This window comes from Streptomyces sp. NBC_01454 (genome assembly GCF_036227565.1).
GTDB lineage: Bacteria > Actinomycetota > Actinomycetes > Streptomycetales > Streptomycetaceae > Streptomyces.
This window is the reverse complement of sequence record NZ_CP109460.1, coordinates 8111996-8136174: the sequence shown is the minus strand read 5'-3', so window position 1 is coordinate 8136174 and position 24179 is coordinate 8111996. Positions and strand designations below refer to the sequence as shown.

The following is a 24179-nucleotide window of genomic DNA, read 5'->3' as shown; positions in this document are numbered from 1 at the left end:
GAAGTGCCGGGGGTCGGTGCGCTACCGGTGCGGGTCGGTGTTTTCCAAGGGTGGCTGCGGGACGGGCGTCGCGGTCTGCAACAGCCCGGCGGTGAGGGCGTGTCGGGGCGCGGTGCGCAGCCGGGCGGCCGGGCCCTGCTCGACGAGCCGGCCGGCGTCGAGGACGGCGAGGGCGGTGGCGAGGGCCGCGGTGTCGCGGTCATGGGTGATGAGGACCAGGCACAGGTCCGGGTCGGCCCGCAGCAGGCCCTCCAGGAGGGTGAGCAGGCTCCGCCGGGTGAGGGAGTCCAGGCCGGAGGTGATTTCGTCGCAGATCAGCACCCGGGGGCGGGCCAGCAGGGCGCGGGCCAGGGCGGCGCGCTGCAGTTCGCCGCCGGACAGCTCCGCCGGGGTGCGGCGTACGAGGTCGCTGGTGAGGCCGAGGGAGCGCAGGGTGCGGACGGCGTCGGCCGTGGCTTCGGCCCGGGGACAGTGGCGCAGCCGGACGGCACTGCGGGCCACCTGGTCGAGGACGGTGCGGTGTGCGTCGAACGAGGCCCGGGCGTCCTGGAAAACGTACTGGACCGCGGCGAGTTGGGCGCGGGTACGGTCGCGGAGGCTGCGGGGCAGGGCGGCACCGTCGAGCAGGACCTGTCCGTCGTGGGTCCGGTGGAGTCCGGCCAGGCAGCGGCCGAGGGTGGTCTTGCCGCTGCCCGAGCGGCCCACGACGGCCAGGCAGCCGGGTGCGAGCCGGAGTTCGGGGACCTGCAGGACGCGGGAGGTGCCGTGGTGGGCGGTCAGGCCGCGCACGTGGAGGACGGTGTCCGGGGCGGGGAGCGCGGTGTCCGGGGCGGGGAGGGCGGCGGTCGCGGCGGCTCCGGTGGGGTCGGCCGGGGTGAGGAGGGCAAGGGTCCAGGGGTGCTGCGGGGCGTGCCAGAGCCGCTCCGGCGGGCCGGATTCCACGAGGCGTCCGGCGTGCAGGACATGGACCTCGTCGGCGAGGGAGCGTACGACGTCCAGGTCGTGGCTGAGCAGCAGGACCGCGATGCCCTGCCGGGCCACGGCGGCCAGTTGGCCGGCGATCTCCCGCTTCGTCAGGGCGTCCTGGCCGGTGGTCGGTTCGTCCGCGACGATCGTCGTGGCGCCGGTCAGCAGGGCCTGGGCGAGGACCACCCGCTGCTGTTGGCCGCCGGAGAGCTGGTGGGGGTAGCGGTGCAGCAGGGCCTCGCCGTCGGGTAGTTGGGCCCGGTCGAGCGCGCCCAGCACCCGGTGGCGGAGGGCGGGGCGGCGGGCGCGGCGCGGCAGATGGCGTACCTGGGTGCGGGCGATGTCCTGGAGGAGCGCGGCCACCGGCCGGGCGGGGTTGAGGGCGGTGGCGGGGTGCTGGGGGACGTAGCCGACGGGGGTGTCGGGGACGTCCACCTCGCCGGTGACCGTGGCGCCGGGCGGGTACTCGCGGAGGAGGGCGCGTCCCGTGGTGGTCTTGCCGCTGCCGGAGGCACCGATCAGTGCGGTGATCCGGCCGGGTACCAGCCGCAGGCTCACCCCGTCGACGAGGACGCGGCCGCCGACCTCGACCCGCAGATCCTGGATCCGGGCGGTCTCGTGCGCGGTGTTCACTGTCACGGCTTGTCCTTCTCGATTCGCTTCGGACCGGGGGACGTTCGGTCGGCGGGCGGGTGGGCGGGGGCGGGCGGTTGCTCCCGGCCCGGTCCGGCGCCGGGGGCGCGTGCGGTGAGGGCGGCGTCGAAGAGCAGGTTGGTGCCCATGGTCAGTGCCACGATCAGCAGGGCGGGCAGGGCGACGGCCCAGGGCTGGACGAACATGCCCGTGCGGTTGCGGTCGACCATCACCGCCCAGTCGGCGGCGTCCGGTGCGGCGCCGACGCCTAGGAAGGCGGCCGTGGCGACCAGGTAGAGCACACCGGTCAGCCGCACCCCGGCGTCGGCCGCCAGGGTGCGCAGCGCCGCACGGCCCACACAGCCCAGGGCCGTGCGTGCCCAGGACTCGCCCTGCATACGCAGCGCCTCGACCACGGGACGCGAGGCCGCCTCGGCGGCGGCGGCCCGGACGGCCCGGGCGGCATCGGGGATGTTGACCAGGGCCACCAGCAGCGCGAGGCCCGTGGCGCCGGGCCGGATGACCGCCGCCACCAGCAGGATGAGCAGCAGTGACGGCACCGCGAGCAGCACGTCCAGCGGCCGTGTCAGCAGCTCGTCCAGCCACCGGCGGTGGGTCAGCGCGGCGCACAGGCCCAGCGGCAGCGCCACCGCGTAGGCCAGCGCCGTCGCCGCGAGTGCGGCCAGGACCACCGGGCGTCCGCCGAGCAGCACCTGACGCCAGACGTCCCGGCCGACGAAGTCGGTGCCGACGCCGTGTCCGCCGCCGGCGGTGAAGGAGGCGGCGCGCGGTCCGGGCTCCCCCGCGAACAGCGGGCCGAGCAGGGCCAGCAGCAGGGGTACGGCGAGGATGAGGAGGGCACAGGCCCAGCGCCGCCGCCTCATGCCGCCACCCCGGCCCGTGGCGTACAGCGGTACATGACGGTGTCCGCGGCGAGGTTGAGGAGGACGGCGGTGACGGCGAACACGACCGCGAGACCTTGCAGGACGGGGACATCGCGTTCCGCCACGGCGTTCATCAGGACCGTGCCCAGTCCGGGGATCACGAAGAGGGCCTCCACGACGATGACTCCGCACAGCAGCCAGTCGACGGTGCGGGCGAGCTGCTGGGCGGCGGGTGCCAGGGCGTTGGGCAGGGCATGGGCGTAGCGGATGCGGGCGCCGGGGATGCCGTAGCAGCGGGCGTGTGCGATGTGGGGTGCGGCCAGTGCGTCGATCATGCCGGCCCGCACCAGCCGGGCCAGCGAGCACACCGGCCGGGACAGCAGCACCAGCACGGGCAGCACCAGCACCGCGGGGTGGGCCGTCAGGTCGTCGCCGTGGCCGACGGCGGTCGGCGGCAGCCACCCCAGGCGGAGGGCGACGACCGTGACCAGCAGCACCCCGAGGGCGAACTCCGGTACCGCGTAGACGCCCAGGGTCACGGCGCTGATGAGACGGTCCACGAGCCGGCCTTCGTACCGGGCGGCCAGGACGCCGAGGCCGCCGGCGAGGGGGACGAGCAGCAGCAGGGTGAGGGTGGCGAGCAGCAGGGTCGGGCCGAACCCGTCGGCGAGGTAGGAGCTGACCGGCCGGCCGGAGACCGGTGAGGTGCCGAGATCGCCGTGCAGCAGCCCGGCCGCCCAGTCCCCGAGGCGTTCGGCGGCGGGCCGGTCCAGGTGCATCGTCTCGCGCAGGGCCGCGATCCGTGCGGGGTCGGGCTGGTCGCCGGCGAGCGCCACCGCGGCGTCGCCGGGCAGCGCCTCGGTGAGGGCGAAGACGAGCAGCACGACGGCGACGGTCTGCCCGGCGCCGAGCAGCAGCCGCCGGGCCATCCAGGGCCGCAGGCCGGTCATGTGAGCCACACCCGGTCGAAGCGGGCCCAGTCGAGCGTGTTGGCGGGGGCCTTGCGGTCCACGCCGCGCACGGTGCGGGCGGTGCCCAGGATCCAGTCGGCGAAGCCCCAGACCAAAAAGCCGCCCTCGGCGTACAGCCGGCGCTGCATCCGCGCGTAGACGGCGGCCCGGTCCGTGGTGTTCCGGGTGGACTGGGCCTGCTGGTAGAGCGCGTCGAAGTCCTTGTGCCGCCATTGGGTGGCGTTGGTGGTGGAGGCGCTCAGCAGCCGCTGGGAGAAGTGCGAGGAGAGGGGCATCGCGCCGGAGCGGTAGGAGCACAGGGTCCCGGAGTCGAGGGTGTCCTGCCAGTAGCTGTCCTTGCTGCCCATCGCCACCTTCACCCGCACTCCGGCCTGTGCGGCCTGGTCGCGGAAGATGGCGGCGGCCTCGGTGAATCCGGCGGCGACGGGCGAGGTGTCCAGGGTGACGTGGAGGCCGTCGGCGCCGGCCTGTTTGAGCAGGTGCCGGGCCCGGTCGAGGTCGGGTCGGCGCTGCGGCAGGCCGTCCGCGTAGAACTCGTAGCCCTTCCCGAACAGGTCGTTGCCGATCTCGCCGGCGCCGGAGAGCGCGCCCGCGACCAACTCCTCGCGGTCGGCGAGGAGGAAGAAGGCCTCGCGTACCCGGCGGTCGTCGAACGGCGGCCGGTCGGTCTTCATGGCGAACGACTGCATCGCGCTGTTGCGCAGCCGTACGATCTCGATCTGTCCCTTGCCCTCGTGGGCGCGGGCGGTCGTCGGGGTGAGCTCATGGGCGTATTCGACCTGGCCGCCGAGGAGGGCGTTGAGCCGCGCGGACTCCTCGTTGGCGACCAGGAACTCCAGTTGCTCCAGGTGGGGCGGGCCGTCCCAGTAGTCCTCGTGGCGCCGGAAGACGGCGGACCGTCCGGGGGTGAAGGACACGAAGCGGAACGGGCCGCTGCCGACCGGTGCGGTGAAGTCCTTGGTGCCGTCGGGGACGACATAGGCGCCGAACGCGGCCAGCAGGTGGGGGAATTCGGCGGTGGGGCGCTTCAGGACGAATTCGACGGTCCGCTCGTCGACGGCCCGGCTGGCGGTGAGGTCGAGGGGCTCCAGCGAGGCCTTGGCGCGGAAGCCCTGCCGGGGGTCGGCGATGCGCCGGTAGCTGTAGAGCACGTCCCGGGCGGTGACCGGCTTGCCGTGGTGGAAGGACGCCTTGCGCAGGCGCACCGTCCAGCGGTCGAGGCCGGCGTTCGGCTCCCAGGACGCGGCGAGCCGGGGCCGGGCGGAGAGGTCGGCGCCGAAGTCGGCGAGCTTGTCGAACAGCGCCTTGGCACGGGCGACATCGGCGAACAGGTTGGCCCGGTGCGGGTCGAGGGTCTCGTCGGCGCCGCCGCCGGCGAAGGCGGCGCGCAGCGTGCCGCCGCGCCGGGGCCGGCCGCCGCCCGCGGCGTCACCGGAGGCAGCGGAGCCGGTGCATCCGGCGAGGGCGAGTGCGCCGAGGCCGGCGGCGCCCCCGGCGGCGAGGAAGCCGCGGCGGCGCAGGCCGGGGAAGCGGGGGTCGGGAACGGGGCCGTCGTACATGGCGGATTCCTTGGTGTGGGCGGAGGGAGGGGAGGGCGCGATGGCGGGGTGTCAGTCGCTCCGGGTCAGCCGGGCGACGAGGTGGAGCCGGTCACCGTCGGCGGAGGTTCCCGGAGCGGTGCCGTCCTGCCAGGCGGGTTCCGTGCGCGGTCCCGGTCCGTCGTGCAGTTCGAGGACCTGGAAGCCGTTTGCGGCGAGGACTTGGCGCAGTTCCTGCGGGAAGAGCAACCGCCAGGCGGAGTCCTGCGCGTGGGGCGGGGAGCCGTCGTCGGCGGTCCAGCGTCGGGTGCGGCGCAGGAGCTGGGCCGTGCGGTCGACGGACAGGGTGGTGGTGGAGGTGTAGGCGGTGCCCTGCCAGGTGAAGCCGTGGACGGCCGGGGCGTCGAGCAGTTCCGTCCGGCCGAGGAAGAAGGCGCCGTTGCGCATTTCGGCGACGAGCAGCCCGCCGGGCACCAGGCCGCGTCGGCAGGAGGCGAGGAAGCCGTCGAGTTCGGCGTTGGTGTGGCAGTAGAGCAGGGCGCTGTCCAGGCAGACGACGGCGTCGAAGGGTGCCGCGGGCAGGTCGAAGGTGCGCAGGTCGGCCCGTAGGTACTCCGGGCCCGGGTGGTGGGTGCGGGCGTATGTCAGCATCGCGGTGGAGAGGTCGGCGCCGACCACCCGGCGGCCGGCCCGGTGCAGGTGCGCGGCGTCGCGGCCGGTGCCGCAGCCGAGGTCCAGGACGCGCCGGCCCGCACGGTGGCGGCGCAGGCAGTCCTCGGCCCAGCGGCCGGCGAGTCGTTCGGCGTCGGGGAAGCGTGCCTCGTACAGCTCCGGGTTGTCGGTGAGCAGGTTGGCGCCGTTGGTGGGGGCTGTGGTGCGGTCCGTCGCCGTCGCCTCGTCCGGCGCGGGCGGCTCCGCCTCCCCGGTGGTCCGCCCCGGCAGGGCCCGCAGCCGGTGGAGCCAGGCGACGCCGGCCGCGGAGAGCAGTCCGAAGGCCAGACAGCACGCCCATGGCAGCCATGGCGTCCGCATCCGTGACCCGGCGTCCATGGCCCAGCCGACGACGGCGTTTCCCACTGCCGCGGCGACACCGGAGACGACGTAGAACAACCCGAAGTAGGTGCCGGTGAGTCCGGCGCGGCCGAAGGCGGGGATCAGCTCCATCACGAACGGCTGGGCGATCATGACGCCCAGGTAGAGCAGCAGCGCGCCGGCCAGTACCGGAAGGACTCGCAGCACGGCGGCACCCGGACCGCCGGGCGGCGCCTCCAGTCCGGCGACGGCCATCGGCGGGACGAAGGCCAGGCCCATCAGCCCCAGCCCTGCGGCGATCCACCGTGTCCGCTCGCCGCGTTCCTTGAGCGCCCGGGTGAGGCGCATCTGGAGCGCGAGGTTGGCGAGGGTGCCGACGAGGAAGACCAGGCCGGCCGCGCCGTCCCAGCCGGTGGCCCGCCGCGCGCCGTCGGGCAGCAGCAGGTACAGCTGGTTCTGCAGCGTGAACATGCCGACCATGGCCATCGCGAAGGCGACGAACACGCGGTTACCGAGGACCTCGCGCCAGTCGGCGAGGACACTGCCCGCCGCCGGGGGCACCTCGCAGGCCGGCAGCACCAGCGCCTGGGCGACGGTGAGCAGGGCGAAGAGCGCGGCGGCGGTGAGTGCGGCGACGCGGAAGTCGACGAGCAGCAGGGCGCTGCCGAGCAGCGGCCCGACCAGGGCGCCGGTGGTGGCGAAGACGTTGAAGAGGGCGAAGGCCTCGGCCTGCCGGCTGCCCGCCCGCTGCGCGAGGTAGGCGCGCACGGCGGGGTTGAACAGGGCGCCGGCCAGCCCGCTGAGGACGGACGCGGCGAGCAGGACGGCCAGGCCGTCGCCGAGCGCGAACAGCCCGAAGCCGACGGTCCGCAGCGCGCAGCCGGCGATGATGACGCCGCGGGCGCCCAGCCGGTCGGACGCCGAGCCGCCGATGAGGAAGAGTCCCTGCTGGCTGAGGTTGCGGACGCCGAGCACGATGCCGACGACCGCGGCGGACATTCCCAGGTCCTCCCCCAGGTGCACCGCGAGGTAGGGAATGAGCAGATAGAAGCCGGTGTTGACGCCGAACTGGTTGATCAGCAGCAGGCGGATGGCGAGCGGGAAGCGGCGCAGCTCGTGCCAGGTCTTCACCGCGGTGCCTCCGCTTCGTGGTGTACGGGTGCCCGGTGCGGCCGGGGGCGGCGGACGGGGCGGATGCCGAGGCCCGGCAGCCGGCCGGCGCGTACGGTGCCGTCCGTGCCGCCGATGCCGGTCCAGGGGTCGTGGGCGAGCAGCAGATGGCCGTCGAGGTCGGTCCAGCGGGCCCGGTCGGCGAGGTGGACGGCGGGCGCGAGGCCGAGGGTGCTGGCGGTCAGGCAGCCGAGCATCAGCGCGGTGCCGCTCCCGGCGAGCAACTCGGCGATACGCAGCGCCGCGGTGACGCCGCCGCACTTGGCGAGCTTGACGTTGATGCCGTGCACCCGTCCGGCCAGCCGCCGGGCGTCCTCCTCGCCGACCGCGTCCTCGTCGGCGATGACGGGCAGCGGTGAGCGTGCGGCGAGCAAGGCCAGCGCCTCGGGGTCGCCCGGGGCGAGCGGCTGCTCGACAGCCTCGACCCCGAGGCCCGCGTAGCGGGGCAGCAGCGCATCGGCCAGGGCGGGGGTCCAGGCGCCGTTGGGGTCGAGCAGCAGCCGGGCGTGCGGGGCGGCGTTGCGGATCGCGAGGACCCGGTCCAGGTCGTCCTCGGGGTCGGGGAGGCCGACCTTGACCTTGAGGACGGTAAAGCCCTGCCGGGCCAGCCGGGCGGCCTGTTCGGCCCCCGCGCGGGGCGTGGTGATGCCGAGGGTGCGGGCGGTGGTGGCGCTCGGCGCGGCGAGGGTGCCGAGCAGCTGGTGCATGGGGCGGCCGGCGCGCTTGCCGACGAGGTCGAGCAGGGCGGATTCCACCGCCGCGGTCACCGCCGGCGGCGTGCCGGGCGCGGGCAGTGCACCGGCCCGCAGGGCGTCGAGTGCGCTCTCGGGGGTGCGGCAGCGGGTGAGGGCGTCGGCGGTGTCGCTCAGCAGGCGGCGGATGCTGCCGGCGTCCAGTCCGTAGTAGGTACTGCTGACGGCCTCTCCGTAGCCGCGGTGTCCTTGGTGCTCGACGGCGAGCCAGACGGCGTCGCGGGCGGCCATCGTGGCGCGGGAGATCCGCAGGGGCTCGGCCAGTTGGAGTCGTACGGTGCGGTGGCGGACCTTCACGGTGTGTCTTTCCGGGGGGTTCGGCGGGCGGGGTGGGGCGGGGCGGTGGCGGTGGGCTCGGACGCCGGGCGCCGGCCGGTGGGGGCGGGCGGGTCGCCGCGCGGGGCGAGCGGGTCGGTGACGGTCCGGCAGCGGGTCCAGCCGGTCGCCTCGGCGGCCCGCGGGTGCGGGATCTCGACGGGGCGGGTGGCGGCACGGGCCAGGTCCAGGCCGTGCGCGGCGGTGAAGTCGTCGTCGTAGACGCTGTGGAGGTAGCGCTGCGGCCCGTCGGGGAAGACCGTGGCGACCACGGCTCCGGGGTGGACGCGGGCGGCCCAGGCGGCGACGAGGGCGGCCGCGCCGGTGCTCCAGCCGCCGCTGACGAAGTTGCCGGCGGCCAGCCGGCGGCAGGCGTCGGCGGATTCGGCGGGGCCGACCCAGTGCACCTCGTCGAACGCGTCATAGGCGACGTTGCGCGGGTGGATGCTGCTGCCGAGGCCGCGCATGAGCCGGGTCCTGGCGGGCTGGCCGAAGATGGTCGAGCCGGTGGCGTCCACGCCGATCAGCCGCAGGCGCGGCCAGTGCCGGCGCAGCGGGCCGATGACGCCCGCGCTGTGGCCGCCGGTGCCGACGCTGCACACCAGGATGTCGAGGTGGTCCAGAGCGCCGGCCAGTTCGGCGGCGAGGGAGGCGTAACCGGCCACGTTGTCGGGGTTGTTGTACTGGTCGGGCCAGTAGGCACCGGGCAGCTCGGTCAGCAGCCGGCGCAGCCGCGCCAGCCGCGCCGCCTGCCAGCCGCCCTCGGCCGCCGGCCGGTCGACCAGTTCGAGGCGGACGCCGTAGGTCCGCAGCAGGCGCCGCATCGACGGCTCCAGTTCGGTGTCGCCGACCAGCACGACCGGGTGTCCCAGCGCCTGGCCCGCGAAGGCCAGTCCGATGCCGAGGGTGCCGGAGGTGGACTCCACCACGGGGGCGCCGGGCGGCAGTTCACCGCGTTCCCTGGCGCCGAGGAGCATGGCCACCGCGGCGCGTGCCTTCATGCCGCCCGCGCCGAGCCCTTCGAGCTTGGCCCAGAAGCCGGGGTGGGGGCAGGGCAGGTCGGTGGTGACGTGGGCGAGCGGGGTGCGGCCGAGCAGGCCGAGCAGCGCCCGGTTGCCGGTGGGGAGGACGGCCGTGGTCACCGGGCGGCTCCGGGTGCCCGGTCGCGGTAGCGGTGGATGCTGCCGGGCCCTCCGTCGAGCCAGAAGAACGGGTAGGGCTCGGCACACACGGCGCTCACGCCGGAGCCGAGGAAGCGCGGCAGCACCGCGCTCCCGGTCTGCGCGAACATCACCAGCGGCGTTCCGTGCCGCAGTGCCGCTTCCCGCAGCGGCTCGAAGCTGCCGTTGCCCAGGGTCATTCCGGAGGCGAGCACCGCGTCGCAGCGCGTCAGCTCAGCGAGCGCATCGGTGCGGATGGCCTCGCCCCACTCCGTCGTGCCGCCCTTGAGGTCGCAGGGCACGTACGACAGGCCGCGGGTGCGCAGGGCTTCCAGCAGCGAGTTGACCACGCCGACCACCAGCACCCGTGCGCCGGGCGGGGCGTCGAGCAGTCCGGTGACGGCCCGTGCCCGGGCCCGCGACTTCCGCAGGGACGACCCGGCCGGCAGGGACCAGGGCCGCGCACCGTTCGCGGGCGTGTGCGGCAGCACCTGCGTCAGATAGGCGTCCAGCGCGGCCACCCGTACGGGGTGCAGCGGGTGTGCCAGGAGGCGGGCGATGTCGGCGCCCACGCAGTCCTCGACCGCGGCGTCCGGCAACGCGCCGGGCTCCACGGCGCAGGAGCCGACCGCCGCGCCCAGCCGCAGGCTCAGCACTTCGTTGCGGTAGCCGCCGCCGCGGCCCTCGTGGCGTACGGCCTGCCGGGTGCTGAAGGCCACGGCGATCCGCCGGGTGCGCGGGTCGGGGCCGAACTCCCCGTCGAGGACGCGGGCCACCAGGTCGTCGTACGAGGCGGCCGGTGCCGGGGTGGGGAGGGCGGGGGTGCGGGTGAGGGCCGGGGTCATCGGGTCACCACCCGCGGGCGCAGCCCGGACAGCAGGGCCTCGACCCGCCGTCGGGCGCCCGGGCCGTCGGCGTCGCCGGCCATCACGTGGCCCAGGTACGCGTTGTTGCTGCCGGCCTCCTTGACGGTATGGCCGGGCTCGGCGAGGTGGAGTTCGAGCACATCCGGCGCCCGTCGTACGAGGTCGTCGCCGTCGATTGCTTCCAGCACACCCGCGGTCCGCGGCACGAGGAAGCCGATCGCGGCACTGCGCAGCCCGGTGTCCCGGGTCCGCAGATCGGGCCGCCGCCCCAGGGCCAGGTCCACCGCGGCGGCGGCGAGGTCGATGCCGCCGACGTGACGGACGAGTTCGGTGATGCGGTTGCCGGCGGGCCGTGGGTTGACCTCGACCAGGCGCGGCCCGTCGGGCGTCAGCTTGATCTCGGTGTGGGCCACGACGCCGTCGAGCCCGAGCGCCGCGAGTGCCCGGCAGGCGGTCTCCCCGGCCGCTGCCGCGTCGTCCTCGGGGAGCGCGGCAGGGAACATATGGCCGGTCTCGATGAAGGCGGGCGCCCCGCCGACGCTCTTGTCGGTCACCCCGACGACCTGGGTGCGGCCGCCGAACGTCACGGTCTCGACGCTCACTTCGGGTCCGTGCAGCAGCTCTTCGAGGAGGAACACGGGTGTCCGGCGCTGGCCGCGCGCGTTGACGGGGAAGTCGTCCAGCGCGCGGCAGGCACGGACCAGCTCCGCCTTGTCGTCGATGCGCCGGACGAACATTCCGGCGCACAGGTCGACGGGCTTGAACACCAGCGGGTATCCGATCGCGGCCGCCGCGGTGGCGGCCTCGGAGCGGTCCGCGCAGAGGGCGAAGCGCGGGCCGGGCAGCCCGGCGGCGGCGAGCAGTTGCCGGGTGACGTCCTTGCGGCAGGCGTTCTCGACCGCGGTGGGCGCGGGTCCCGGCAGGTGGAGGCGGCTCGCTATCCGCGCGGCCGTCGCGAGGTAGTAGTCGCAGGACGTGAGCACCCCGTCGAAGCCGAGGGCCGGGTGCAGCCGCTCCAGGTACGGCAGCAGGGTGTCGGGGTCGTTGGTGTCGGCGGTCAGCACATGGCGGGCGCCGAGCAGCGGGTGGGCGGTGCCTTCGGGCGCGGTGCGCAGGTAGTGGTGCAGGTCGCGGGTGAGGAAGGTGAACTCGTGTCCGGCTTCCCGGATCGCGCGCGGGAGCAGTCTGCTCATCGCTCCGACCCAGCTTTCGACCATCAGCAGATGAGCCACGGTGTCCCTTCGTCGCGGGCGGTGTGCGGGCGTGTGGTGGTGGTTGCCCAGGGGCGGCGGAGCCCGGGTGGGGACCGGCGGGCTTGACCGAGCCACACTGTAAACGATAATCATTTTCAACAGCAACTCTCATGGCAGTCGCCCTCCCCTCCGCCCTTCGCCCTCCGCCCTCCGCCCTCCGCCCTCCGCCCTCCGATTGCGAGATCCGTGATGTCCTCCCCGCGCCGCACCGGCCTGCTCTGCGCCCTCGCGGTCACCGCCGCCGTCCTCCCGGCCGCCCCGGTCCAGGCCGCTCCCCCGGCCCCTGCCCTCCACTTCGGCGCCTGCCCGGACTCCGTCCCGGCCCCGCCCGCCCCCGACCGCGTCGAATGCGCCCACCTGTACGTCCCGTTGGACCGCGACCATCCGGACGGCAAGCAGCTCCGGCTCGCGATATCCCGCGTCCGCGCCTCCGGACCGGCGTCCGAACGGCGCGGCGTCCTGCTGGTCAACCCGGGCGGGCCCGGCGGCCCGGGCCTGGCCTACGCCGTGACCAAGCGCGCCAAACTGCCCGAGCGGGTGCGCCGTTCGTACGACGTGATCGGCTTCGATCCCCGCGGTACGGGCCGCAGCGCACCCGCGGACTGCGGGCCGATGGGCGGCCTCTTCGACGGTCCGGGGCCGGATCCCGTGCCGGTGGGGCGCACGGCCGAGCGGGCCGCGCTCGACGGGCTGCGGCGGACCGCGGACGACTGCGCCCGGGGCGTCAAGGACGCCCTGCCGTTCCTGTCGACCACGGAGACCGCCCGCGACATGGACGCGATACGGGCGGCGCTCGGCGAGCGCCGCATCGGCTTCCTCGGTGTCTCGTACGGCAGTTACCTCGGGGCCGCCTACGCCGCCCGGTTCCCCCACCGGGTCGGCCGGATGGTGCTGGACAGCGTCGTCGGCCCCTGGGAGTGGTACGACTTCGATCTCCGCCAGGCCCGGGCGCTGGTGCGCCAGCGGGCGGTGTTCTTCGCGTGGGCGGCCCGCGCCGCGGACCGCTTCGGGCTCGGCACCGACGGGGCGGCGGTCCGGGCCGCGTATCTGCGGGTGCGTGCCGGTCTCGCGCGCCGGCCCGTGCACGGCTTCGGCCCGGCGGAGTTCGACCGCGCCGTGTACCGGGCGCTGGGCCGTACCGAGCGCTGGGCGGGTCTCGCCGAGGGCCTGCGCGCCTGGCTGCGCGACGGCAGCGTGGGGCCGCTGCGCCCGGCGGAACCCTTCGACGGCGCCGCCTCACGTACGTACGAAGCCGCCAACCGCACCGTCAAGTGCGCTGACGGACCACCGCCCACGCCGTCCCGCGTGCCGGCCGATCTACGTCGGATGCGGCGGCTCGCCCCGCAGCCGGTGCTCACCGGGGTGGAGGCCGCGGTGTGCGCGTACTGGCACCACCGGCCCGCCCACCGCACACCGCTCGGCAGTCCCCAGGCCCCGCCGGTCCTGCTGATCGCCTCCGCGCACGACCCCGTCACGCCCCTCGACGGCGCCCGGGCACTCCAGCGGCGGCTCCCCGGCTCCCGCCTGGTCACCCTGCACGACGACTACTCCCACGGGGTGTTCGCCAGCCGGGGCAACCGCTGTGTGGACGAGGCGGCGGCGGCCTACCTCGTCGACGGCAGCGTGCCGCGCGCCGATGTGCACTGCGCGGGTCCCGGACTCCCCACCCCCTGACCCCGCCGCACGCCCCCGGCACGCCCCCGGCTCACCGGCCGGGGGCCGCCGCCGCCACGTCGTCGACGCTGCCGGACATGACCGCCGGGAGGCGCGCGGTCAGGTGCTCAAGTGGCCGGTCCCACCAGGCCAGTGCCGGCAGCCGGGCGATATCCGCCCCGTCGAAGCGGGCCCTGAGGACCGGTCACTTTCGCCAGAACAGGTGGTGCGTCACGCCGCTCGGGCTGGGCACGACCTCGAGGTGGAACCGGTCGAGCAGCTCATCGGGTGACTCCCAGAGCCGTAGTCCGGACCCGAGCTTCATCGGCGAGACCGCCACATGCAGGGTGTCGACGAGGTCGGCGTCCAGGAACTCCCTGATGGTGGTGACGCCGCCGCCGAGCCGGACGTCCTTGCCCTGCGCCGCTTCCCGCGCCTGCTCGAGGACCGTGGCCGGGTCGCCGTCGACGAAGTGGAACGTGGTGTCGGAGAGCGCGACCGAAGGACGCTTGTGGTGGGTCATGACGAACACCGGGGTGTGGAACGGGGGCTCGTCACCCCACCAGCCCTGCCACTCATGGTCCTTCCAGGGCCCGCGCTGGGGCCCGAACTTGTTGCGGCCCATGATCTCGGCGCCGATGTTGCGCGCATAGTCCCGCGTGAAGTAGTCGTCCAGGCCCCGACTCCCCCCGGGGTCAGTGCGCATGGGCCAACTTGCCGTGGCGCCGGCCCAGGCGAACAGCCTCTCGGGCTCGACATGCCCGAACGGTCTCTCGAGGGTCTGGTCCTCACCGGCACCGATTCCGTCACTCGAGACGCTGAAGTTCTGGACTCTCAGTAGCTGAGCCACGTGTTCCTCCTGTCATGGCGATAACGGTGGCAAGACTCCCCGGGCCGGACAAACTCATCGCTGCGTCCGTGGGCGACTTGAAGAACTTGAAGAAACTGTCACAGATGTCGGGCGGCCCGTGCAGTGACGTCGTTTCCTGTGAGCATGCAGACCACTGCCCCGGCATCGGATGCAGCACCGTCGGATCAGTCACACCCCGCCGCGCCCGATGAGCAGATGCCGCGGGCCACGCAGCACCGGGCTGCGCCGGTACTCGGGCGGGTCCTCGATCAGGCGGGGTGTGTCGAGATGCCGGAGGAGTTCGTGCAGCGCGATCTGCGTCTCCAGACGGGCCAGCGGCGCACCGAAGCAGCTGTGCACCCCACTGCCGAATCCGAGGTGCTGATTGTCCTCGCGCGCGGGGTCGAAGCGGTCGGGGTCCACGAACCGCTGGGGGTCACGGTTGCCGGCGGCCAGCATCAAGATGAGGGGAGAACCCTTGGGAATCGTGCGGCCCGCGACCTCGATATCGGCCAGCGGGGTGCGCTGCGGAAGCATCTGGACGGGTGGCTCGTAGCGCAGCAGCTCCTCCACCGCCAGGGGCATCAACTCGGGTTCCCTGCACAGGCGCTCCAGCGCGTCGGGGTGGCGCAGCAGGGTGAGCATGCCGTTGGTGATCAGGTTGACGGTCGTCTCATGGCCGGCGATGAGCAGCAGGACGGCGGTGGCCATGGTCTCCAGCGGGGTGAGCTGTCCCTCGGGGCCCGCGTCGTTGACGAAGGCGGAGAGCATGTCGCCGGAGGGGTGGCCACGGCGCCCCTCGGCGAGCTCGCCCAGGTACAGCGCCATCTGCTTCCGGGCGTCGGTGCCCGCGCGCTGCCGCTCCTCGGGGTCGTCCCCGGGGGTGGGGTCGAACCCGGCGACGATCGCGTCCGACCACAGGCGGAAGCGCGGCTCGTCCTCGGTCGGTACGCCCAGCAGCCGGCAGATCACGGTGACGGGCAGCGGATAGGCGAAGTCGTCGACGACATCGATCCGTTCCTTGCCCTCGAAGCCGGCGATGAGGTCCCGCACGATGCGGGTGATGTCCTCGTGCATGCCGTCGATCCGGTCGGGGGTGTGGGGCGGGCCGAAGGAGCGCATCGCCAGGCCGCGCAGCCGGTGGTGTTCGGGGTCGTCGAGTCCGATGAAGGACGGCGGCACCCCCTCGTCCGTACCCGCGGCCCCGTCCGGCACGGTGCGGTGGCGCCGGTCCGAGGAGATCCGTGGATCGTGGAGCAGCGCCGCGATGTCGTGGTAGGTCCCGACCAGATAGCTGCCGTCGTCCTGGCGCGCCACCCCGTTCTCGCGGAGTTCGGCGTAGAGCGGATAGGGGTCGGCGCGGTGCGCGTAGTCGGTGATCCGGTGGAACAGGGTGTCCGCAGCCATGCTCCAGACCTCCTCGTCGCTAGGGAGTGGCGGTGGTCTCAGCGGGCCGGCTGCACCACGGTCAGGCGCCGGTCCGGCAGATGACCGGTCAGGGCGACCGTCGGACCGTGCGAGAGCAGCTTCGGGTCCGGTACGTCGGAAGGGACGGGTACCGGGGACTCCCTCTGGTCGGCGGCTCCCGGCGCGGGCGGGAACGGCGCCGCCGTCTCGATCAGGTGCCGGTAGTACTCCAGCGACCTGGCCTGGTTCACGCTCACCGCCGCGGTGACCCGCCCCCGGTAGCCGTAGACGGCGACGAGCCGGGCGTCCTTGAGCGACCCCTGGGCGATGACCACCTGATCGGAGAACGTGGGCACCCCGACGGACTTGATGTTGAGGCCGAACTGGCTGGACCAGAATGCCGGCACGGTCAGGTGCGGGCGTCTGCGCGGCCCGGTGCTGATCATGTTGTGGGCCGCCACCTCCGCTTGCGCCACGGCGTTGCCCCAGTGCTCCAGGGACAGCAGCTGATACTCGAAGAGCGGGTGCGGGAACCGGGCCACATCGCCGGCGGCGAAGATGTCGTCGGTGACGATGCCGTACATGTCGAAGGCGCGGCACCCCGCGTCGCAGGTCACGCCCCGGGGGCCCGCGGCGAGCCCCGACTCGGCGAGCCACTCGGTGTTGCGGACCGCACCGAGGGCGATGACGGCGATGTCGGCGTCGATCCTCGTCCCGTCGGAGAACTGTGCGCCGGTGAGCCGGCCGTCGCCCTCCAGAGCGGTGACCGTCACTCCGCAGCGCAGGTCGACCCCGTGCGCCCGCTGCAACTTCGCCGCCAGCTCGCCCAACGTCCCGCCGAGCGCGCCGACCAGGGGCGCCGGCCCCCGCTCCGCGACCGTCACGTCGAGTCCGCGCTCCCGGCAGGCGGATGCGATCTCCGAGCCGGTGAACCCGGCACCGACGACCAGCACCCGGCGCGGTCCGGCGGCCAGGCGTGCCGCGAGTGCGGCCGCGTCGCCGCTGGTGCGCAGGGTGAACACCCCGTCCATGGCGGCCTCGTCCGGGTGGGGCCAGGGCCGGGCACGGGTTCCGGTGGCGATCAGCAGCCGGTCGAAGGGCACGTCCGCACCGTCGTCGAGAAGCACCCGCTTCCCGACCGGGTCCAACCCGCCGGCACGCACCCCGAGTTTCCAGTCCGCGTCGAGCCGACGGCGCTGCGGCAGCCCGGTCCGGTCCGCGGGCACCTTCCCGAGCAAGACCTGTTTGGACAACGGCGGCCTGTCGTACGGGGGATGTGTTTCCTCCCCGATCAGGGTCAGCGAGCCGGTGAACCCCTCGGCGCGCAGCGTCTCGGCCGCCCGCAGCCCGGCGAGCGAGGCGCCGACGACGACGATCCGGCCGTCGCGTGGTTCACCGAGCACCGGCGCCCGCCTCCTCGCCCACGAGGATCGCCTGGACCGGACAGGCGGCCACCGCACGCCGCACGCGTGCGCGCTGGTCCTCCGGAGCGACCGGGGTGTACAGCAGGCTCTCCTCGCCGTGCATCGTGAACACGCCGGGGGCGAGGAACGCGCACTGCGCATAGCCCTGACACCGATTGAGATCGACGACGATATGCATCCCGAGCCGCTCCTCCCGCTGCCGGTGCCTCGTCATACCCGTCGCCCCTGTCTACCGCCGCTCCCGGTGCGACGCAGTCGGCGCTGGGCCATTCGGGGGGTTGCGCAGGGTGGTGACCTGCGGAAGCGGCCCGGGGGCCGGAACCCGCGGCAGCCTCTCCCCGCACCGACACCCACGCCGACACCGGACCCACGCCAACGCAGGCACGGGCGCAGGCACGGGTCCGGAACATGGCCGCCGACGCACACACGAATATCGACGCCCTCACCGACGCGGCCCTCGCCGACGCCAAGGGCCACCACCAACACTGAACAACACCATGGCCAGCCGCTGAGCAAAAGCCTCAAAGGAGTGAAAAACGGATGGAGTTCGGATCCGCGCCGCAACGGTCACGAGGCCCCGGCCACCTCTCGGATGGCTCATTACTGACTCTTTTCTTACCTGCTCAGACAGGCCGAAGAAGAGCCCAACTCCCCGTGGATGAAGGCATGTTCTGCGGCCACAATACCCTCATGCGGCACACTTCCCAGGACAAGGACAAGAGACGTTGGGTTAATTGTGGAGAGAGATGAGTAACATCCAGCCAACCGCAGATCGATCAGGCGAGAGAGAGCAGGCTGTTGTCATGTCAGACTCGGAGTTCACTGCGCAGGTGGCTGCCAAGCTGGAACGCGTCACACAACAGATCGGCGAGCTGCAGAAGCTCAAGTCGAAGCTGGAGGACATCCAGCTGCACCTCGACACGCAGGCACCGGAGGAACCCGCCGCACCGCAGCTCGCGGAGGCCGACAAGGCCGTGGCACCTCCGGTGACCGTCCCCGCGGCGCGACGGCCGGCCCCCGCAGCACCGAAGGCCAAGCCCGCGAAAAAGGCGGGGGAAAAGGCGGTGAAGAAGCCTGCGAAGAAGGCCCCGGCCAAGGCGGCGCGGAGCGCGAAGAAGCCCCCGGCCAAGGTGGCGGGAGGATCGAAGAAGACGCGTAAGGCCACGACGGCCCGGGTCAAGGCACGGCAGAAGAACTCCACTCGCGCCGACCGCGTGCTCGCCCTGCTCGACGAGCAGCCGCGCACGGTGGCGGAGATGACCAAGCTGCTGACGCAGGAGCACCCGGAGCACACGGCACCGGAGACCGCCGTGCGCAACACCCTGGAGACCTCGCTCGTCTCCAAGGGGCTGGCCCACCGCAGCAAGCAGGGCCGGAGCGTGTTCTACTCACGTCCCGTCCCCGGGGCCGGTACCGCGGCCAAGGCGAACGACACCGTGAAGGCCACCGAGGAAGCCGCGCCCGCCTCGGTCTGACCGCCCTCGCTCCCGTCTGCGGCACAGCCGCCCGCGGCAGGCGGACGGGAAGCGGCAGCCGACCGTCCGAGTCACCGGCGCAGGGCTCGGACCGGCCGACCGATGTCCGGGGCGTGCGGGCCCCGGCAGTCGCGTGGACGAGCGGGGTGTGCCGGGGTGGCACACTGCGGGGTGCGGCTCGACGACGCCGGGGCCGGTCCCGGAAGGCCGCGTGCCGACCGCGTCGAGCTCGCGTCCCCCCACGGGGTGCGGCGTGGTCCGGGACGTGGTCCGGGGCGTGGTGTGACGACGGCGATCAGACCGCCGCGGCCGGGCTGCCGACCCCGTCGGCAGGGGTACTTCCCGAGGGCTCTCCGGCAGTATCTTGACGAACCGGCCTCGACCGATCTTGACTGCCAGGGTCCTCCTCCCTACCGGGCCCCACCACGGGTATTGCCCCCCTCACCGAAGGTCACGAACATGACGGTTGACGCCATCGCCACTCCGGCTGCCACCGCCGCCACCGCCGAAGTCGCGCAGTTCCTGCTCGGCGATTCCTTTGCCTGTCTCGCCGGCCGTTCGGCCTGGCGGCAGGGGGGCATCACGCACCGCCATTACACCTGGTTCGGGGATGACACGGCGGCCGAGCAGATGGCGGCCGATCTGGAAGCGTATGTCGCGGCGGTGGACTGGGCCGCCAAGCCCTTCACCAGCTTCGTGGCCACCTTCTCGGGCCCGTTGCAGCTGACGGAGACCGAGTTCGAGCAGGTGCTGTGGCAGCACCTCCAGGCGGTGCACGACCATGACAGCCGTCTGCACACCTGGGCCGAGGGCTACGACCCCGACCCGTCGTCGGGCGCCTTCGCCTACAGCGTCGCCGGGCACCCGTTCTTCGTGATCGGGCTGCACGAGACCCACCGCCGCATCGGCCGCCGCCCGCCCTTCCCGATGCTGGCCTTCAACTCGCACGCCCAGTTCAACCGCATCAAGGCCGCCGGCCTCTGGGACCGGCTGCAGGAGAAGATACGCAAGCAGGACATCGAGCTGCAGGGCGACATCAACCCCAATCTGCTGGAGTACGAGAAGCTCTCCGAGGCCCGTCGCTACTCGGGCCGTCCCAAGCCGGCCGACTGGGCGTGCCCGTTCTCCGCCCGGGTCTGAACGCGACGGTTCCTCCTGATGTGCGGCCGGGCCGAGCGGCCCGGCCCACCAGGTCCCGACTCGCCCGGCCCCGGCGGCCGGTGACCGCGTCGTCCGTCAGGCGGTCGCCGCCCGCACCACGCCGTGCTGCCGGGCGAGCTGACGGTCGTGGAGACGGCTGAGCAGCAGGAGCGAGACGATCGCCCCGAGGAGGGCGCAGGCCATGTCCCACTGGGTGTCCCAGCGGTCCCCCTGCGTGGCGAGGAAGGCATCGGCCGCGGCCCCGCGCACCAGCGCCGCCCACCACTCGATCAGCTCGAAGAACGCGCTGAACGCCAGGCAGGCGCAGACGGTCAGTGGCGCCAGCCAGGCGCTGTCGCGCAAGGGAGAGGTGCGGACCAGGATCTCGCGGACCAGGATCGCCGGTACGAAGCCCTGGGCCAGGTGCCCGATGCGGTCGTACGGGTTGCGGGAGAGGCCGAGCGCCTCCTGCAGCCAGTGGCCCAGCGGGACCTCGGAGTAGGTGTAGTAGCCGCCGACGATCAGGATCAGCGCGTGCCCGGCCAGCAGACAGCACAGCAGCGGGCTGAGCGGAAAGCGCCGCCGGAACACGACCAGCAGCGGCAGGCCGACGATCACCCAGCAGGTCTCCATCAGCCAGGTGGGACGGTCGTGCGGGCTGAGGCCCGACAGCGCCAGGGCGAGGAGCACGGCCGCGGCCAGCACCGGCGGCAGCATGCGGGGAACAGCCATGGCCTTCATGGCCTTCTTGGCCTTCTTGGCCTTCTTGGCCTTCATGGGTCAGCCTCGAAACGTGGGGGGGGGACGGTTCGGCGCGACTCCGCCCAGGGGGGTGAGCGGGCAGGCCGGTCCCCCCGTACGGCACACACGAAGGCAGGCAGCCGTCGCAGCGCCCCGTACGGGACCGCACCCTCTCCGCCGCGCACTCATCCGTTTCAGCGTCCGGCGCGCCGCGGACAGTGTCATGAGTACCGCTACTCAGATCGGTGCTGGGGCGCGTGAAGGTACGGTGCGGGGCGGGACGGTGACCGTGACCGTGACCGCGGCCCACGCGCCGGCCGGTGTCCGTGGCTCAGGTGAGGGAGCGTCGGTCACCCGCGCACAGCGCCCAGATGATGACGATGTCGATGGCCAGGAGGGTCAGGGCCCAGAGCGGATAGTGCGGAATCCAGAGGAAATTCGCGACCGCGCCGAGGCCCGCCAGGATCACACCGACGATGCGGGCCCAGGTCGCCCCCTTGAAGAGCGAGAGGCCGGCCAGCAGGATGACGATTCCCAGGATCAGATGGGCCCATCCCCAGCCGATGACATCAAAGGTGAACACATAGTCCCGGGTGGTGAAGAAGATCCGGTCGTTGGCGATGGCGGAAATGCCCGCGAGAATCGTCATGGCGCCACCGAATACCAGAAGCACCGCGGCAAACATCGTCCACCCGGTGACGGCTTTCCTTTTGGTCATGGCCCGCCTCGTCGAGGATGAGTAGCTGTGGACCGGCCACCTGCCGGATGCGCTGAGAGCCCTTCCAAGGTTCCACGGGTATGTGCGCCGCGCATTTCATCGAGCGGGTCCGGCCAGGTGCCCGCCCCACGGCGGGCACGGGGCGGGCAAGGGCTCCCCTGCGCAGAGGGGCCGACCGGCCCCGGGGGAAAAGCGATATGCGCCATCCGGCCGTCCGGGGGACCCGCCACCGCGACGGGAGACCGCATTCTCCCCACGCCGGAGCTGCCCCCGGAAGGCATTTCCCACCTTCACCCTCCACCAAAGTGCGGCCGACTGCGCGGGGCGGTGCAATGGAGACCGTGGGCCGCGCCTGCCGGCCCGATGCGCCCGCGCCGCACGCCAGGACACATAGTGCGCGCCGACGAGCGAGCAAGGCCGGAGAGTGAGCGAGGTATTCCCGTGAGTGACCAGGACTACGAGCAGGAGAGGCAGGACGGCGGATCCGATGCCGGGCCGTCCGCCACGGACCCCGCCGACGATATGAGCGCCAAGATCGCGCAGCTCAAGAAGCTGACCGAGCTCAAGACTCAGGGAGTGCTCACCGACGCCGAATTCGAGGCGGAGAAGCGCAAGCTCCTGGAGTCCTGACCGCCTGAGCCCGGCGCCCTGCGGATCCTCCGCCGGCGCCCCCCGGCCCGCCGTCTCCGCGCTCCCCTCGCCCCGTCAGCCCGACCCGTCACATCGGCCGGAAACACTGGCTTGACTGCGCCAGTCCGCTCAGTGACGTGCACATGGCGCATATACGATCGGATGTCCCCCTACGGGAAGGCCATCCCCCATGAAGAAGACCACCGGTCGCAGAACCAGCTGGCTCCTGCTGCTCGCCCTGGGCAGCCTGGCGGCGTTAAGCGTGCCGACCGCGAGTGCGGCCACGCGCATACCGCGCACCACCGTGGACACCGGACGCGCACGAGGATGCGTCATGGTGTACTTCGACCTCGGCGAGACGCTGGTGCACACGGCACAGGACAACAGCGTGCGCTACATGCCGGGAGCCGCGGAGCATCTGCGTGCGCTGCGTGCCCGTCACATTCCGGTCGGCCTGATCACCAACGTTCCGCCCTCCTGGGGCGCGACGGACGCGGCGCGTGCGGCGAAGCTGAAGGAAGTGATCGACAAGGACTGGGCCGACAAGCGCCCGTTCGCCTGGTCCGACTTCGGGGACCGGATCTTCACCCCGCGGACCGAGGCCGAACGCAAGCCCGCACCCGCACTGTGGGAACGCGCCAAAAAGGCCGCGGGCCACTGCCGGGTGGTCTACCAGGCCGAGACCACGGACGAGGTGCAGGCCGCCAGAGCACTCGGGTACGTCACCTACCTGGCGACCCGGCCCCACTGGCCCGCGTACCTGCCGGTGCCGCTGATCGCCGCGCTGGCCCGGCTCCCCTACCCGAACGCGACTGCCGCCCAGGCGAGTTGAGCACCGCGGCCCACCGCACGTACGGGTGCGGTGGGCCGCGAGCCGGCAAGCGGGCGCCCGGCGGTCACGTCGTAGCGGTGCGGCCGTAACGTTCCAGCCGGTCGGCGAGATCGGCCGGCCGGGACAGCATCGGGAAGTGCCCACCCGGCATCTCGTCGGGCACCACCCCCAGCCGCTCCGCCACCATCGCGCGCACGAACGGCGCCGGGAGGAGACGGTCCTGACGGCACAACAGGAAGTGCGTCGGCACCGGCGGCCAGGCCGTCATCGGCCACGGCCGCGTGGCGGGCGTGTCCGACTGCGGGCGCCAGCGGACCGCGGCCTCCGCCGCCAGCGCCGGCGGCAGATCCTGGAAGAAGGGATCCGCCGCGGAACCCGGCACCGCCGACTCCGGTACCTCGCCCCGCACCGGCCCGGCCCCCGCCCGCTGCGCGGCCCGCCCGGCCCGTCGGACCCCGGCGTCCGGGTGCCGCGTCGCCGTCCACCACTCGGCCGGTGTCTCCCCGGGCAGCGGCACCATCGCGGCCAGCAACACCAGCGCGTCCACCGGCACCCGGGCACAGACCAGGGGCGCGGTGAAGCCGGCGAACGAGTGCGCCACGAGCGTCAGCCGGCGCCGCCCCGCGACGGCGTCGACCACCGCATCCGCGTACTCCGCCGGCCCGGCCGTGTCGTCCTCGCACGGCAGATCCACGCTCACCACCTCGTGGCCGCGGGCCCGCAGTTCCGCGGCCGGCAGACGCCAGTGCCATGAGCTGCAGGCAGCGCCCGGGATCAGCACAAAGGTCGTCACCACGCGCATCCTGCCACCCCGCGGACCGCCGCCGGTCTCATTCCTGCTGGGTCGCTCCCCGGCAGATCAGACACACGATGCGGCGGGCCATCTCCGGCATGGTGGTCTTACCGACACCGTGCACCTGCACCACGGTCTGCGGTGCGGAGAAGGCATGCTCCTGGCACAGGGCGGCGCCGCAGTTGCGGCAGATCGCCACCGCGGCGGTGCCTCTGTCCGGCACACAGTCGTAGCAGTTCATGGCACATTCCGATCTCGTGGGGAGGGCCGGCGCGGGCCTCAGCGGCAATGTACGTCGCGGTGCATGACGGGAACGGGAAGCACGGTGCCGGGTCGGGGCGGACTCACCTGGCCGCGCCACGACGACGATCCGCGGAGGGGCACACCACAGCGCGGCTGCCCCCGAGCGGGAACGCTCAGGGGCAGCCGGAGACGGAAGCGGAAGCAGGCCGGGCAGACGGTGCGCCGTCAGTCGACCGGCTCATGCGGGATGGGCTGGTCGGGGTGGACACCCGCGGCCTTGGCTCCGCCGACCCGCCCGGTGCCGGCCTGATCGGTGTCGGGGATCGTCTCGTCGGGGCCGTCGGTCTCGTGCTCCGACAGTTCGGGGTCCCACGGGTCGGGGACCGAGCTGTCGGCGTCGGCCTGCTGACTCGGCAGGTCGTGGGGCAGCGGGGCGTTGTCGTCGCCGGTCGTGTCGTTACGGGCCATCAGTGGGCGTGCCTCCTCGCGGGGTGGATCGGGTGTCCTGGCCCGGTACCCGGCTTCCGCCACGTCATGCCCGGCTGCCGGCACGGTTCGGGAGGCGGCCCGTCACCGGCCTGAACGCCGTGCGCACCGCAGGGATCCCGCAGCTGCTGACGCGGCCACAGGAGTTGTAGCGGAGATCGTCTTCTGCGCGGGCGAGAACGCCGGGAGCCGATACCTTCTGGTGGCAACCGGAGCCGGGCGGCTGGTCAGCGCCCGGCTCTCCGCA

General features: G+C 73.3%; 23 protein-coding genes and 1 pseudogene. 5 read left to right on the top strand and 19 right to left on the bottom strand.

The genetic code is table 11. From position 1 onward, the window contains the following. Window positions 1-21 precede the first annotated feature (21 nt). The 10 genes and pseudogenes from OIU81_RS35720 to OIU81_RS35675 all read right to left on the bottom strand — a co-directional run bounded on the left by OIU81_RS35720 (window position 22) and on the right by OIU81_RS35675 (window position 11519). Window positions 22-1605 (bottom strand): ABC transporter ATP-binding protein, encoded by a 1584-nt coding sequence (locus OIU81_RS35720; protein WP_329154506.1) that lies wholly within the window; start codon window positions 1603-1605, stop codon window positions 22-24. Next, window positions 1602-2483, bottom strand: a complete 882-nt coding sequence (locus tag OIU81_RS35715; RefSeq protein WP_329154505.1) for an ABC transporter permease subunit — start codon at window positions 2481-2483, stop codon at window positions 1602-1604. Before OIU81_RS35715 ends, OIU81_RS35720 begins: the two co-directional genes overlap by 4 nt. Next, a complete protein-coding gene (locus tag OIU81_RS35710) occupies window positions 2480-3433 on the bottom strand; it encodes an ABC transporter permease (RefSeq protein ID WP_329154504.1) in 954 nt (317 codons plus the stop codon). Before OIU81_RS35710 ends, OIU81_RS35715 begins: the two co-directional genes overlap by 4 nt. Next, window positions 3430-5013 carry an ABC transporter substrate-binding protein gene (locus OIU81_RS35705; RefSeq protein WP_329154503.1) on the bottom strand — a complete coding sequence of 528 codons (1584 nt, stop codon included), beginning with the start codon at window positions 5011-5013 and terminating at the stop codon, window positions 3430-3432. The genes OIU81_RS35710 and OIU81_RS35705 overlap by 4 nt, the downstream gene beginning before the upstream one ends. A gap of 51 nt (window positions 5014-5064) precedes the next feature. Continuing rightward, window positions 5065-5841: a class I SAM-dependent DNA methyltransferase gene (locus tag OIU81_RS35700; protein WP_329155590.1), complete on the bottom strand. Its 777-nt coding sequence runs from the start codon at window positions 5839-5841 to the stop codon at window positions 5065-5067. 51 nt (window positions 5842-5892) lie between these two features. Next, window positions 5893-7155, bottom strand: a pseudogene (locus OIU81_RS35695) (MFS transporter); the annotation flags it as partial. Continuing rightward, the gene (locus tag OIU81_RS35690) at window positions 7152-8243 is read right to left on the bottom strand and encodes a dipeptide epimerase (protein WP_329154501.1); all 1092 of its coding nucleotides are present in this window, start codon (window positions 8241-8243) and stop codon (window positions 7152-7154) included. The pseudogene OIU81_RS35695 and the gene OIU81_RS35690, both read right to left, overlap by 4 nt. Continuing rightward, entirely contained in the window at window positions 8240-9403 is a 1164-nt protein-coding gene (locus OIU81_RS35685) for a PLP-dependent cysteine synthase family protein (protein ID WP_329154499.1), read from the bottom strand. The genes OIU81_RS35690 and OIU81_RS35685 overlap by 4 nt, the downstream gene beginning before the upstream one ends. Further along, a complete protein-coding gene (locus tag OIU81_RS35680; protein WP_329154498.1) occupies window positions 9400-10266 on the bottom strand; it encodes a Rossmann-like domain-containing protein in 867 nt (288 codons plus the stop codon). The genes OIU81_RS35685 and OIU81_RS35680 overlap by 4 nt, the downstream gene beginning before the upstream one ends. Further along, window positions 10263-11519, bottom strand: a complete 1257-nt coding sequence (locus OIU81_RS35675; protein ID WP_329154496.1) for an ATP-grasp domain-containing protein — start codon at window positions 11517-11519, stop codon at window positions 10263-10265. Before OIU81_RS35675 ends, OIU81_RS35680 begins: the two co-directional genes overlap by 4 nt. Window positions 11520-11729: 210 nt before the next feature. On the opposite strand from OIU81_RS35675, the gene OIU81_RS35670 reads away from it, so the two are divergent. Further along, complete coding sequence (locus OIU81_RS35670) at window positions 11730-13214, top strand: alpha/beta hydrolase (protein WP_329154495.1); 1485 nt, start codon at window positions 11730-11732, stop codon at window positions 13212-13214. Window positions 13215-13398: 184 nt separating this feature from the next. On the opposite strand, the gene OIU81_RS35665 is transcribed toward OIU81_RS35670, so the two are convergent. From OIU81_RS35665 to OIU81_RS35650, 4 genes are all read right to left on the bottom strand, one after another. Beyond that, entirely contained in the window at window positions 13399-14043 is a 645-nt protein-coding gene (locus OIU81_RS35665) for a dihydrofolate reductase family protein (protein ID WP_329154493.1), read from the bottom strand. A gap of 189 nt (window positions 14044-14232) precedes the next feature. Continuing rightward, window positions 14233-15450: a cytochrome P450 gene (locus OIU81_RS35660; protein ID WP_329154491.1), complete on the bottom strand. Its 1218-nt coding sequence runs from the start codon at window positions 15448-15450 to the stop codon at window positions 14233-14235. Window positions 15451-15488: 38 nt separating this feature from the next. After that, window positions 15489-16853, bottom strand: a complete 1365-nt coding sequence (locus tag OIU81_RS35655; protein ID WP_329154489.1) for an NAD(P)/FAD-dependent oxidoreductase — start codon at window positions 16851-16853, stop codon at window positions 15489-15491. Further along, window positions 16843-17052 (bottom strand): ferredoxin, encoded by a 210-nt coding sequence (locus tag OIU81_RS35650; RefSeq protein ID WP_329154487.1) that lies wholly within the window; start codon window positions 17050-17052, stop codon window positions 16843-16845. Before OIU81_RS35650 ends, OIU81_RS35655 begins: the two co-directional genes overlap by 11 nt. A gap of 625 nt (window positions 17053-17677) precedes the next feature. Between OIU81_RS35650 and OIU81_RS35645 the strand changes: the two genes are divergently transcribed. Then, a complete protein-coding gene (locus OIU81_RS35645; RefSeq protein ID WP_329154485.1) occupies window positions 17678-18349 on the top strand; it encodes a hypothetical protein in 672 nt (223 codons plus the stop codon). Between the two features lie 459 nt (window positions 18350-18808). Beyond that, complete coding sequence (gntA, locus tag OIU81_RS35640) at window positions 18809-19489, top strand: guanitoxin biosynthesis heme-dependent pre-guanitoxin N-hydroxylase GntA (protein WP_329154484.1); 681 nt, start codon at window positions 18809-18811, stop codon at window positions 19487-19489. 96 nt (window positions 19490-19585) lie between these two features. On the opposite strand, the gene OIU81_RS35635 is transcribed toward gntA, so the two are convergent. Beyond that, complete coding sequence (locus OIU81_RS35635) at window positions 19586-20266, bottom strand: DUF2238 domain-containing protein (protein WP_329154482.1); 681 nt, start codon at window positions 20264-20266, stop codon at window positions 19586-19588. Window positions 20267-20561: 295 nt separating this feature from the next. Then, window positions 20562-20948 carry a DUF7144 family membrane protein gene (locus OIU81_RS35630; protein ID WP_329154481.1) on the bottom strand — a complete coding sequence of 129 codons (387 nt, stop codon included), beginning with the start codon at window positions 20946-20948 and terminating at the stop codon, window positions 20562-20564. Between the two features lie 441 nt (window positions 20949-21389). Here OIU81_RS35630 and OIU81_RS35625 point away from each other — a divergent pair, with 441 nt between their 5' ends. Both OIU81_RS35625 and OIU81_RS35620 read left to right on the top strand, forming a co-directional pair. After that, window positions 21390-21578, top strand: a complete 189-nt coding sequence (locus OIU81_RS35625) for an SHOCT domain-containing protein (protein ID WP_329154480.1) — start codon at window positions 21390-21392, stop codon at window positions 21576-21578. Between the two features lie 190 nt (window positions 21579-21768). Then, the gene (locus OIU81_RS35620) at window positions 21769-22410 is read left to right on the top strand and encodes a hypothetical protein (protein WP_329154479.1); all 642 of its coding nucleotides are present in this window, start codon (window positions 21769-21771) and stop codon (window positions 22408-22410) included. A gap of 64 nt (window positions 22411-22474) precedes the next feature. Here the strand turns inward: OIU81_RS35620 and OIU81_RS35615 are convergent, their stop codons facing one another. The 3 genes from OIU81_RS35615 to OIU81_RS35605 all read right to left on the bottom strand — a co-directional run bounded on the left by OIU81_RS35615 (window position 22475) and on the right by OIU81_RS35605 (window position 23914). Then, a complete protein-coding gene (locus OIU81_RS35615; protein ID WP_329154478.1) occupies window positions 22475-23203 on the bottom strand; it encodes an alpha/beta fold hydrolase in 729 nt (242 codons plus the stop codon). Window positions 23204-23240: 37 nt separating this feature from the next. After that, entirely contained in the window at window positions 23241-23444 is a 204-nt protein-coding gene (locus tag OIU81_RS35610) for a DUF2180 family protein (RefSeq protein ID WP_329154475.1), read from the bottom strand. Between the two features lie 227 nt (window positions 23445-23671). Continuing rightward, window positions 23672-23914 (bottom strand): hypothetical protein, encoded by a 243-nt coding sequence (locus tag OIU81_RS35605; RefSeq protein ID WP_329154474.1) that lies wholly within the window; start codon window positions 23912-23914, stop codon window positions 23672-23674. Between the last annotated feature and the right edge of the window lie 265 nt (window positions 23915-24179).

What these genes read in the sequence shown, in the direction of transcription:
- OIU81_RS35715 (WP_329154505.1), bottom strand. Translation starts at nt 2,483, where the DNA reads ATGAGGCGGCGGCGCTGGGCCTGTGCCCTCCTCATCCTCGCCGTACCC.
- OIU81_RS35710 (WP_329154504.1), bottom strand. Translation starts at nt 3,433, where the DNA reads ATGACCGGCCTGCGGCCCTGGATGGCCCGGCGGCTGCTGCTCGGCGCC.
- OIU81_RS35705 (WP_329154503.1), bottom strand. Translation starts at nt 5,013, where the DNA reads ATGTACGACGGCCCCGTTCCCGACCCCCGCTTCCCCGGCCTGCGCCGC.
- OIU81_RS35680 (WP_329154498.1), bottom strand. Translation starts at nt 10,266, where the DNA reads ATGACCCCGGCCCTCACCCGCACCCCCGCCCTCCCCACCCCGGCACCG.
- OIU81_RS35670 (WP_329154495.1), top strand. Translation starts at nt 11,730, where the DNA reads ATGTCCTCCCCGCGCCGCACCGGCCTGCTCTGCGCCCTCGCGGTCACC.
- OIU81_RS35660 (WP_329154491.1), bottom strand. Translation starts at nt 15,450, where the DNA reads ATGGCTGCGGACACCCTGTTCCACCGGATCACCGACTACGCGCACCGC.
- OIU81_RS35650 (WP_329154487.1), bottom strand. Translation starts at nt 17,052, where the DNA reads ATGCATATCGTCGTCGATCTCAATCGGTGTCAGGGCTATGCGCAGTGC.
- OIU81_RS35645 (WP_329154485.1), top strand. Translation starts at nt 17,678, where the DNA reads ATGTCAGACTCGGAGTTCACTGCGCAGGTGGCTGCCAAGCTGGAACGC.
- gntA (WP_329154484.1), top strand. Translation starts at nt 18,809, where the DNA reads ATGACGGTTGACGCCATCGCCACTCCGGCTGCCACCGCCGCCACCGCC.
- OIU81_RS35635 (WP_329154482.1), bottom strand. Translation starts at nt 20,266, where the DNA reads ATGAAGGCCAAGAAGGCCAAGAAGGCCAAGAAGGCCATGAAGGCCATG.
- OIU81_RS35630 (WP_329154481.1), bottom strand. Translation starts at nt 20,948, where the DNA reads ATGACCAAAAGGAAAGCCGTCACCGGGTGGACGATGTTTGCCGCGGTG.
- OIU81_RS35620 (WP_329154479.1), top strand. Translation starts at nt 21,769, where the DNA reads ATGAAGAAGACCACCGGTCGCAGAACCAGCTGGCTCCTGCTGCTCGCC.
- OIU81_RS35610 (WP_329154475.1), bottom strand. Translation starts at nt 23,444, where the DNA reads ATGAACTGCTACGACTGTGTGCCGGACAGAGGCACCGCCGCGGTGGCG.
- OIU81_RS35605 (WP_329154474.1), bottom strand. Translation starts at nt 23,914, where the DNA reads ATGGCCCGTAACGACACGACCGGCGACGACAACGCCCCGCTGCCCCAC.